Source organism: Clostridium sp. OM05-6BH, assembly GCF_003481635.1.
GTDB lineage: Bacteria > Bacillota > Clostridia > Lachnospirales > Lachnospiraceae > Butyribacter.
The window spans coordinates 1-11,915 of sequence record NZ_QULH01000012.1 but is presented as its reverse complement, the minus strand read 5'-3'; the positions used below and the strand labels follow the sequence as shown (position 1 = coordinate 11,915).

The following is an 11,915-nucleotide window of genomic DNA, read 5'->3' as shown; positions in this document are numbered from 1 at the left end:
ACATAAGTAACGACGAGCGCAAAGTCCCTTTCAAAAATGATGATTACCTTGCTTCCGGGACGTCGAGTTCTCCGTAAGGCATGTAAATCAAGCATCAGAGACAACAAAATCTAGAAATCACCTAAAACGAAAATGCGGCAAGGCAATTACTATAGTTCTCTGACGGCAGAAATCGCCATGTAGCGGCTGCAAAATACTTAGTATCCATTGACATAATAAGCAACATGTGGTCTGACATTGACCATTGATAAGGGAAGTTTGGGTGGCTGACACGTGCAAACGGCAGGAATTGATGTCAATTCCTGCCGCGTACATGTTATGTGTGCTGTTGTTATTTTGTATTTTCGTTGATGTAGTTGATGAGGCCTTCTGCCTTGATGATCTTCTGCATAAACTCTGGGAATGCCTGACCCTGATACTCGGTTCCCTTTGTCTTGTCATAGATCATACCGCTGTCAAAATCGATCTCTACGGTGTCCCCTGCTTCAATTTCTTTGGCTGCAGCCGGGCACTCAATGATCGGAAGACCGATATTGATCGCATTGCGATAAAAGATACGTGCAAATGTCTCCGCAATAACGCAGCTGATGCCGGATGCTTTGATCGCGATCGGTGCATGCTCTCTGGAAGAACCGCAGCCAAAGTTTTTGTTGGCTACCATAATATCACCCTTCTGCACACGCTTTACAAAATCCGGATCAATATCCTCCATACAACTCTTAGCAAGCTCTGCCGGATCTGAGGAATTCAAATATCTTGCCGGAATGATTACATCTGTATCTACATTATCTCCATATTTATGTACTGTACCACAAGCTTTCATGTTTATCTCCTTTCACTGCTCACATTAATTGATTAAAGACCAAGTTCTGCCGGTTCAGAAATCTTACCGGTCACCGCACTCGCTGCTGCCACTGCCGGGCTGGACAAATACACCTCGGAATCCACATGACCCATTCGTCCGACGAAGTTACGATTTGTTGTAGAGATTGCACGCTCACCTGCTGCCAGGATTCCCATATAGCCACCTAAGCAAGGTCCGCAAGTTGGTGTGCTGACAATAGCACCTGCCTCAATAAAGGTCTGCACTAAGCCCTCTTCAATTGCCTGCATATAAATTGCCTGTGTTGCCGGGATCACGATCACACGGATACCATCGGCAACTTTTTTGCCTTTGAGGATCTCTGCCGCTGTACGAAGATCCTCAATACGGCCATTCGTACAAGATCCGATCACAACCTGATCGATCTTAACGTCTCCCGCTTCTTTCACCGTCTTAGTATTCTCCGGAAGATGAGGGAACGCAACCGTTGGCTCTAACTTGCTTAAGTCAATGACATACTCTTCATCATAAACCGCATCCTCATCTGCTTCATATACTGTATATTTCTTTGTAGAATGCTCTTCCATATAAGCGATCGTCTTGTCGTCTACCGGGAAGATTCCATTCTTAGCACCTGCCTCAATTGCCATATTAGCAATAGAAAAACGATCATCCATAGACAGGTTTTTCACACCATCACCGGTAAACTCTAAGGAACGATACAACGCTCCATCTACACCGATCATACCGATCAGATGAAGGATCACATCTTTACCGCTTACCCATTTGGATGGTTTGCCGGTAAGCACTACCTTGATGGCAGAAGGCACCTTAAACCATGCCTGTCCGGTAATCATTCCACATCCCATATCTGTACTACCTACACCTGTAGAAAATGCTCCCAGCGCTCCGTAAGTACATGTATGTGAATCTGCTCCGATGCAGGTCTCACCTGCTACGATCAATCCTTTTTCCGGAAGCAGCGCATGTTCGATACCCATCTGACCTACTTCAAAATAATTCGTAATGTCGTGCTCTTTGGCATACTCACGAACACATTTGCAGTGTTCTGCAGACTTAATATCCTTATTTGGTGCAAAGTGATCCGGCACCAATGCTACTTTATCTTTGTCAAATACTGTCTTTTTATTTAACTTCTGAACCTCATGAATAGCAACCGGTCCTGTAATATCATTTGCTAATACCAGATCCAGATCTGCCATGATCAACTGTCCTGCTTCTACAGAAGGAAGACCTGCATGTGCTGCAAGAATTTTCTGTGTCATTGTCATTCCCATAATTAGTATTCCTCTCTTTCTATTGTTCAAGCCTCTGATCTCAAATCCATGTACCGGCTCTGTCAATATCAATACGCTCTGCCTGTACGTTCTAAACTCTACTCAGATCTAATGTACCAGACTCATACTTTCGATCAGGCGCTCATACATTTCACGCAAGCCAACCGTCGCCTTCCAGCCAAGTTCCTGTAACTTCGTACTATCCAGCTTGACGATCATCTCCGGATTGTATCCGAAACTTGCCAGATCTTCCGGAATGTCACGTTCCACCGCAATATTCGACTCCGGCAAGATTCCACTGACTAACTTTGCCATATCATATATTGAGATCGCCGTATCCATATTCGTAACATTATACGCCTCTCCAGCCTGCCCTTTTGCCAAAATGGTAAGCAATGCCGTAACAGCATCGATCGTGTAACAGTATGTACGAACCGTCTTGCCCTCAGTATGGAGCACGATATTTTTGCCCTCGATCGCACAGCGTGCGAACTCAGCAAATACTCGGCCATCATCGTAAGCTACGCCTGCTCCAAATGTCTGCGATAATCTGGCAACTTTGACCGGAACATCGTATTCTTTCGCATAAGATGCACACAAACACTCAACGATACGCTTTCCCTCCGAATAACTGCTTCGTACGCTGAGTGGCTCAATATATCCATAATCTTTCTCTGTGATCATACCCGCATCTTCCGCAGGAGTTCCATACACTTCGAGTGATGACAGATATACAACACCTTTTACCTGTTTCTGTTTGGCAAGTTCTAACACATAGCGAGTGCCATCCACTGCCGCACCGATCGTTTCTACCGGATGACTGACAAAATATTTGGAACTCGTTGGACTTGCCCCATGGATCACATAATCTATGTCTCCATCATAGCAGATCGGCTCTGAAATATCTCCAAGCACAATCTCCAAATGCTCCTCTTCCTCTAAATAAGGAAATACCTTTAACGCTTTTTCTTTACTGCGCGCAAAAATAATGACTGTCGTATTGCAATGGCAGATACGGTTGCGGCACAACAAAAACTTAACGAGCTGTGAGCCGATCAGTCCCGTTGCACCTGTCACAAAAATACGACTGCCGTCTAACGCTTCAATTGGCAGATCAAGCGATGCGGCACGCTCTAAATCTTCTTGAAGCACCCGGTTATCCGGACTTTCTATTCTACTCATGTGGTTTTCCTTTCCATCCGTAATCAAATTTCACAAACATTTCTGTCGTCTATCTGTTACTTCCTTATACTTCATACTTCTTTTAAGCTGTCTGCTAACGAATTCCGTTCGTCAGGCCGATACCAAACGTCTGCTCATTCTCTTTGTAGTTGAGCAGCGCACGGAACATATATACATCCTCCGGTGTAGTAACCTTAATATTACCACGATTGCCCGAGATCATATGCACTTCTTTGCCAAGCGTTGTCATGATCGTGCAGGCATCTACCATATTTTCATACGAAGGATTGATCGCACGCACCTCATCGTGGGCTGCAATAATATCTTTTAAGCGGAAACTCTGTGGTGCCTGTGCCGCAAAGGTATCTTTACGATATGGTACAGAATCTACTTTCTCACCGCTCTTGCTGAGTAAGATTGTCTCGTAGCAAGCTGTGCAGGTGATCGCACTGCCATACTTCTGTACACTTTCAATGTTCTGTTTGATCGTATCATAGGATACAAACGGACGCACGCCATCATGCAAAAGCACGATAGAATCCCCATCATTTTCTTTCTCTGCATCTTTCAACACATTGTAGATGGAATCCTGAGCAGTTGCACCACCCGGAATGATCGATACTACTTTATCCAATCCATAACGGTCTACTAATTTCTGTGTCTTACCAATGTAGTCTTCCAATACGGAAATATAGATCTTGTCGATCATATCATGCTCCTGAAAGAGCTCCAATGTATGCACAAGTACCGGCTTTCCGTGAATCTCCAAAAACTGTTTTGGAATACCGGAACCCATTCTAACTCCACGACCACCGGCAAAGATCATTGCAATATTCATAATTAACTCCTTTCTTCTTCCTCCAATGCGCTAAAATTAAGCAGAGGAAGTCTTTGGTTTACTTTCTCAATATGACGCAGTTTTTTCTGAATGTCCTCCGGAATATTTCCAAGCAGGATCCAGTCAATCACGCGGTCTGACGCATGACTATCAATATAGTCAAAATGCTTGTCTACATATTGTTCAACTTTTTCATATTCATAATCCTTTTGTTCGAGTGCATCCATGATCTGTGCAAAGGTATAGCAGACCTTACCCGGTGCCGCTTCCTCATAGTCACGATGGAACCCTCTTGAAAAAGAATATTGGATCTTGTCAAATGCGAAAAACAGCATTGGTTTACGCATCAAACTATACTCAAATATATTGGACGAATAATCCGTGATCAATATCTCTGTAATATAAAACAGATCATTGATATTTGGATATTTATTAGCATCCACAAAGCGGTCTTTATGAGCCTCTTCGATCGGTACCGCCTCGCTCACCCAAGGGTGCATCTTGAATAACACAACGTATTCCTCTCCGCAGAAATCATACAATCGCTGAAAATCGATCATGTGATACGGATAATAGGCTGTTTTACGGTTTTTGCCACGGTAGGTTGGTGCAAACAAGATCACCTTTTTACCTTTACACATTGGATACTGTTCATAAAGCTCTGCCGTTTTCTTCTCACGAAAGGCTTCATCCAAATACTCATCCATACGCGGCATACCGGTTGGCAAGATCTGATCGTCATTAATACCAAACACCTCAGAGAAGAACTTCCCGATCTGTCTGGAACCGGCGATTCCATAGCAGTATTGTCTATGGCAGCTCACTGGTGCCGGACATCCCAAGTGTCCCCATCTGCTATAACCGGAGGACTTAAAGCCCGCCCCCGCATGCCATAGCTGTATCAGCTTTGTCCGTTTATCTAATGTCAGCCAGTCAAAAAGCGGTACATGATCGTCAATGAATACCATATCGCACTGTGCTAATTTGTGGAGCAGCTCTTTGGTTGAGCTGCGCGCCTGTCTGATATAAGAAGCAGGTCTTGCGGAAAAAAGAATGGTATATTCCTTATCCAATCCACGTTCACACATTCGGTCATAAACCGCCTGCAGATTCGTACCGATCGTATCGCTCTGCTCCGTCATAAACATGATCACCTTTTGACGGTCTTTATACTTCTTAACCTGACCGTGATAATACGCTTTCCAACGCATCCGGCCTGCATTTTTCTTCATTTTGATCGCTGGATCTGTCACCGCAGATTTCACGATCTCACCATTGCTTTCCTGTTCCATGCTGACCTTCATCGCATCCATGATATGCATCAGGAGCGGAAGATCATTTTCCCCTTCCGTGACATAGAAGTTTACAAGATAACCTCTCGTCCGGTTGTTATGCAGGAAAGAACGCGATACATTTTCTGCCTCCGGAACCAATTCATGCGCCATCACACATTTTGCCAAAATCTCCTGCTTGCGGCAAACATAAAAGAAATAACTTCCCATCGGCAGACATTCGCAGTTCCCCGGATTTGTCATATTCATTGACAGTCGAATATGCTCTTCATCCACAATCGTCTGCTTAAATCGTGCTTTGGCATGAAAGTTTTGATCCACGGCATATACATCAAATTTTTCACCTTTTAACGACTCATCCGCATACGTAAGCTGTAAATCGATATGCACAATGATTCGTTCCCACCAGATTTTCGTGATCGTCACAGTAAGTCGTCTTGACGAAATCCGGTCTTCCATCATGATCTCTTTGTCCATGGTATTCTCCATTTCCTATTTATCCCGACTTTTCGCAGGCTGACTGCTATATATCAGACAGTCTTTCAACAAAAAATGCGAAATGTGGGCATTATTTTTTAGTTTATCATCATATTCTGTAACTGTCAATCTAAGCAGCCATAAGCCACTGTTATACCAAATCCATTCTCTTATTCAAATCGCCAAGCGGCAGATTCCATCTGCATCTCTACCATATGTTTGTAAATACCATCGGTCTGCTTTAACTCAGCAGGACTTCCCTGCTCTGCGACCGTGCCATCTTTGAGTACCACGATCTTATCAACACCATTCACAGTACGCATACGATGTGCAATGATCAACACTGTTTTGTCACAGATCAGTTTCGAGATGGATTCCTGAATAAAGGATTCATTATCAACATCCAAAGATGCCGTTGCCTCATCCATCAAAATGATCGGTGCATCCTTTAAGAACGCTCTGGCGATGGAAATACGCTGTCTCTCTCCACCGGAAAGTTCCGATCCGTTTTCTCCGATCATCGTATTCCATTTCTCCGGCATACTCTCTACAAATTCGTCACAATGCGCCAGTCTGGCAGCCTCCATGACTTCTTCATCCGTTGCGCCCTGTCTGCCGATACGGATATTTTCCATGATCGTATCATTAAATAAGGTAACATCCTGAAAAACAATGGAATATAACGAAAGTAGTTTCTCTGGGTCAATATCTGTAACCTTCATACCGCCAACCGTGATACTTCCTGTGTCATTATCCCAAAATCTGGCTGCAAGGCGTGCTACTGTTGTCTTACCACCACCGGACGGTCCGATCAACGCAGTAACTTCACCCTGTTTGGCCATAAAGCTGACATCCGATAATACCTGCTCACCATCTTTATAAGCAAAGGAAGCATGGTCAAATTGAATGTCATAACCATCATTCGTCAACTCCTCGCTGCCTTCCTGCTCCTCATACGACAAAATCTCATCCATGCGTTTGCAGTTGGTATCTGCACTAATAATGGCAGACAGATTCTGCAAAGAGATCTGCAACGGCTCATACATACGCGTCACTACCAACAAAAACATAAAGAACGTAAGAACCGTGATCTGTCCGTTCATCAACAAAACACTTCCTACTACTGCAACGGTTCCGATCCCAAGCTTTAAGATCATCTGCGCAGAGCATACAAATGCTGCATTGGTAAATTCTACAAAGATAGCATTTTTTTCTACTGCTTTGATCTTAGTCTCCAATCCGGACATATAAGTATCTGTCATATTGTAAGAACGAAGATCACGCAATGTCTCAAGACCTTCCTGAATACCATCTTGACAGGAAATGCGGTACTGCATGGTGCGTTCATATACTTTTCCCATAACTTTTCTGGAATACAATACGATCAGAAAAGCAAGCGGCATAACCCATACCGCCGCTAACGCCATTCTCCAATCAAAGAAAAACAAGCTGATCACGATCAGTGTTGTAGAAATAATAGCACCCACAAGCTCTGGGATCCAATGGGAACTGGCTGTCTCTAACAATGCACAGTCGGACATGATCGTGTTCGTAAGATCTGCCAAATCTTTTTTACCAAAGAAAGACAGCGGGATCTTGCGCAGTTTTTCTGCTAAAGTACGACGTCTGACACCGCTTTCTACATAAGTCGAATAGAAAGTAGACATATATTGAAACACCGTAGACGCAGCGATCAAAATCAGCACTACTATAATCGAAACCGTAAAAAATGGAATCTTTGCTCTTGGAACATCACCTTCCAGTAAATAGGACGCCAAGTAATACAAAAGTCCTACCGGAAGCATAAGGACAAGATTGGCAATAGTAACTGCAACAAAGGCACGTAACATATCTTTGGTACCTTTTTCGGATAATGCATATTTATGTTGTAATCTTTCGATCATGCTGTAACACCTCCTTTTCCTACCTGCCAGTTTACAGATCTGTTATACTCTTTCCACATATGTCCATAAACAGCATCTTTGGCAAGCAGTTCTTCGTGCGTGCCATGTTCGGCAACTTTGCCATCGGCAAGCACATAAATCTGATCTGCAGCCGTCACTGTTGACAGACGGTGGGCGATCATGATCACCGTCTTACCTTTGGAAAGTTTTTCAAATGCCTGCTGCACCAGTCGTTCATTGTCCGGATCTGCAAATGCTGTTGCCTCGTCTAAGATCAGGATCGGTGCATTTTTGAGAAATGCTCGTGCAATGGCTAAACGCTGGCTCTCGCCACCGGAAACATAAATTCCTTTGGAACCGATCATCGTATGTACGCCATCCGGGAACTTTTCAATAATATCCATACACTGTGCATCTTTTAACGCCTGCATGACTTCCTCGTCCGCTGCATCCGGGCGTCCCATGCGCACGTTATCCAAAATGCTCATCTTCAAAAGTCTGCTGTCCTGAAATACATAAGACACTTGATCCATCAACTCATCACCGCTTATATTTTTCACATTGACACCGCCCAGTTTGATAGCACCGGATTTCACATCCCAGAAACGGGCGATCAAAGAAGCTAATGTTGTCTTGCCTCCTCCCGATGGTCCGACCAAAGCGATATGCTCTCCGGACCGGATCTGCATACTCACACCATCCAAAGCCAGATTCTTTGCATTTGGATAAGCAAACTGAATGTTTTCTACGACAACCGAAGAATCTTTCGGAACGTTTACCTCATTTGCAGGAAGTGGCTGCATCTCCAAAATCGTATCCATTCTCATCAATGCATCCTCTACTAACATTTGCGACTCTCCGGCATATGCGATCTTCATCAAAGTCACCGTCAATATAGATGTGATCAAAATATAAAAGAATACGTTCAAGATAAATGTATCCGTCACTCCATGACCACTAAATAAATACGCTGCAATGATCAATGCCGCAAAGATTCCATTGGACGCTGTTGTAAAACATACCATCGGCAACATCATATTTTTGGTATATCCTAATGTCCATTTCTCATATTCATCAATAGCATGGCGAAAACGTCGGAAGGAAAAAATCGTTTGTCCAAACGTTTTTAACACCGGAACACCTCGCACGTACTCTACCGCTTCCGAAGACATTGATTCCAGCGCATTTTGATACTGTTTCATATCTTCTGCCATTTTCGGTCCCATCATAAAACTTCCCATGAGAATAAATGCCAATGCTGCCGGGATCAAACTAGCAATACCCAGTCGCCAGTCAAAGGCGATCATCATCACGAGCAAACCGATCGGTGTTGCAATAGACACTGCCTTATCCGGCAGATTGTGTGCTAAAAATGTTTCTGTCGCTGCACTTGATTCCATAACCACTTTACGAATCTTTCCACTGCCTTCGGATTCAACGAAACCAAGCGGCAGTTTCATAATATGCTGCATCAACTTGATACGCATATTGGCCTGTACGCGAAATGCCGCTTTGTGAGAACACATTAACGCTACGATATAAAATACCATCGCCAACAATGCAAAACCAACAGCCATCCAACCATACTGTTTCAAAGAAACCGCATTTTCGAAATGCGGACGTACCTCTAACACTTCCTTCAACATACGCCAGATCTCATAAAATGGCACCAGTGCAATGATCGCACTGACCGCTGCCAGCACAAGGGAAGCATAGGTAAAATACTTATGTCCTCCGGCATAGTCCATCAATCTAGACAATGCACTCTGTTTTTTCTTTTCCATTGAAAATTGTCCCTCCATTCTTGATGCTTTGCTTTACTCGTGGTCGAGCACGGCTTTCCAGCCAGCAAAACGATATTGTTTTATGTTGTCCATAAACACCTTTGCTTCTTCAAAAGGCAGTTTATGTGACACGATCTCATAAATATACTGCCAACCGGTACGGCAAACCACATGGACAAAAAAATCCGTGATCTGTTCCGGATTCTTGGCATATTTATCGGCAAATACTCGATAATAGGTTTCTTCGATCTGCGCCAACCGATCAAAATACTGCTCATACTCCGTTCCTGCCGATCTGCAAAAGATCAAGTAGAACACATCGAAATGCTGATATATATACTGCAGCACCTCGTCAGTCCCCTCTTCTCCCGTCTCCATGGCACTGGAAGAGTCCTGTGTATCTGTCGCCTGATCCACACAAGTGAGATAATGCCCCATCAGCCCATCTGCCACCGGTCCAACAACAGCCGCAAATAACCCTGCCTTGTCTCCAAAACGCGTATAGATAGAATTGGTACTCACACCACTATCCGCTGAAATCCGCCGCAGGCTCGCCCCATGAAAGCCGTGTTCCATAAATTCCCGACGTGCACTGTCAAGAAGTGCTTCTGTAACTCCGGCTGATTCTTGTCTCATGTGATCCCTCCTTTTTCTTCTGCGCAATAATTATTTGGCCACACACTATGTTCTTTCTACCAAAATGCAAACATTCACTATTAAAATACTCTACGACACATCACAACAATATTTACGCAATAAAATAACAGTGTTATTGTAACACTGTTATTTTATGCTTTACAATATAGTTACTGATCAACTTTTCTCAATATCGTCATAACTTAATTATTATATTTTTACGGAAACGGCGCATTGAGCTTCCGATAGTCCTATTTCCAATATTTATACTTTACATGATATTTCTTGGCATACTTGTGCGCATAACTCCCCCTTTTCACATAAAGTGTAAGCTTTTTACAGCCTTTAAATGCATCTTTCTCTATTTTTTTCACAGATTTAGGCATCTTTATTTTTTTAAGCTTCTACAATTTCCAAATGCTTTCGACCCCACCCTCCTTACTTTACTTGGTATATTAACTGATGTTAAATTACGACAATTGTAAAAAATTCGATTTTCTATATACTTCCAGTTTTTATTTATCTTAACCTGTCTTAGTGCTATACAATCTCTAAACAAATTATCTGTACACTCACTATTTTGTATTTTAGATAAATTTGCTGTTTTCAGCCGTCTACAGCCCCTAAATAAACCATTCGCCAGTACAACATTCTTATCAAATGAGACATTTTGTATTCCAGTATTCCCGCATAACATGTCACCAAAATCCAATTTGTAAAATCTTTCTTTAAACGGCAATACTCTTAATTTTTCACAATACTGAAATGTACGTAATCCTAACATTTTTAGTGACTCTCCGCCACTTATTTTTTCCAATTTCCTGCACATATAAAATGCATCATTATCTATCTTTCTTACGTTTTTTCCAATATGAACTCTTTGTAATGACTTACACATCATAAATGCCTGACTTCCAATTACCTCTACACTATCAGGAATGGTCACTTCTTCTATATACGAATTTTGACTAAATGAATTGGCTGCCAATCTCCGGACAGGATGTCCATCTATCTCCGATGGAATAATCACTTTTTTTGACTTACTCCATGGCGAATTGTCGCTGAATCGTTCTATGCGAATCCCCTTTCCAGCCCCTATATATGTGTATTGATAACCTCCACTTACATAATACTTTTTCCACCCATCTGCATCATACATTTCAAGAGGTCTTGGCGTTGCTTGAATTTTCATCATTGTCTGTGTTGTTTCCAAAGCAACCTGATTATTGATGTGCTCTGCACCGGATACATCCTGCGCCGTTAATTGAAGTCCCATAATTGCAATAACAATAATACCACAAGCCAAAATCCACTTTTTCATAAAATTCACCCTCACCTTTCTAAAGTTTTCCGTTACATCTCTAGTACATCACAGATACCCACCCCAGTCAATAACTTCGATACCATCTTAAGAATTCTTAAGAATTGAATCTCATATGCCATCAATTAATCACTCAAATTTCGCACTTCCAAAATTATCTCACACGACCACATATTGCTTATTATGTCATAATACTTGCGCATGATTTCTGCGCATAATGGAGTTTCAAAGAAACTCCCAAGATAAGCACAGTGTGCCTATTATGTCAATGATTATATTGTGTTTTGCAGCCACAACATAGCGATTTCTGCCGGCAGAGAACTATAGTAATTGCCTTGCCGCAATTACGTTTTAGGTGAT

Annotated in this window: 9 protein-coding genes; all 9 read right to left on the bottom strand. The window is 42.7% G+C overall.

The annotated features are described in order from the left end of the window. Positions 1-331: 331 nt before the first annotated feature. Positions 332-823, bottom strand: a complete 492-nt coding sequence (gene leuD / locus DXB73_RS10215; RefSeq protein ID WP_022024866.1) for a 3-isopropylmalate dehydratase small subunit — start codon at positions 821-823, stop codon at positions 332-334. Between the two features lie 32 nt (positions 824-855). Continuing rightward, the gene (gene leuC / locus DXB73_RS10210; RefSeq protein ID WP_118506876.1) at positions 856-2,121 is read right to left on the bottom strand and encodes a 3-isopropylmalate dehydratase large subunit; all 1,266 of its coding nucleotides are present in this window, start codon (positions 2,119-2,121) and stop codon (positions 856-858) included. A 108-nt stretch (positions 2,122-2,229) separates the two neighbouring features. Continuing rightward, complete coding sequence (locus DXB73_RS10205; RefSeq protein ID WP_118691053.1) at positions 2,230-3,303, bottom strand: NAD-dependent epimerase/dehydratase family protein; 1,074 nt, start codon at positions 3,301-3,303, stop codon at positions 2,230-2,232. A 94-nt stretch (positions 3,304-3,397) separates the two neighbouring features. After that, the gene (locus DXB73_RS10200; protein WP_022024869.1) at positions 3,398-4,141 is read right to left on the bottom strand and encodes an IspD/TarI family cytidylyltransferase; all 744 of its coding nucleotides are present in this window, start codon (positions 4,139-4,141) and stop codon (positions 3,398-3,400) included. A 2-nt stretch (positions 4,142-4,143) separates the two neighbouring features. Further along, positions 4,144-5,922 (bottom strand): CDP-glycerol glycerophosphotransferase family protein, encoded by a 1,779-nt coding sequence (locus tag DXB73_RS10195; protein WP_243104709.1) that lies wholly within the window; start codon positions 5,920-5,922, stop codon positions 4,144-4,146. Between the two features lie 158 nt (positions 5,923-6,080). Next, positions 6,081-7,814 (bottom strand): ABC transporter ATP-binding protein, encoded by a 1,734-nt coding sequence (locus DXB73_RS10190; protein WP_118691052.1) that lies wholly within the window; start codon positions 7,812-7,814, stop codon positions 6,081-6,083. Beyond that, positions 7,811-9,598, bottom strand: coding sequence for an ABC transporter ATP-binding protein (locus DXB73_RS10185; protein ID WP_118691051.1), 1,788 nt, complete (start codon positions 9,596-9,598; stop codon positions 7,811-7,813). The genes DXB73_RS10190 and DXB73_RS10185 overlap by 4 nt, the downstream gene beginning before the upstream one ends. Positions 9,599-9,631: 33 nt before the next feature. Continuing rightward, a complete protein-coding gene (locus DXB73_RS10180; RefSeq protein WP_118691050.1) occupies positions 9,632-10,234 on the bottom strand; it encodes a TetR/AcrR family transcriptional regulator in 603 nt (200 codons plus the stop codon). 388 nt (positions 10,235-10,622) lie between these two features. Beyond that, entirely contained in the window at positions 10,623-11,555 is a 933-nt protein-coding gene (locus DXB73_RS10175; RefSeq protein WP_118691049.1) for a leucine-rich repeat domain-containing protein, read from the bottom strand. Positions 11,556-11,915: the final 360 nt, after the last annotated feature.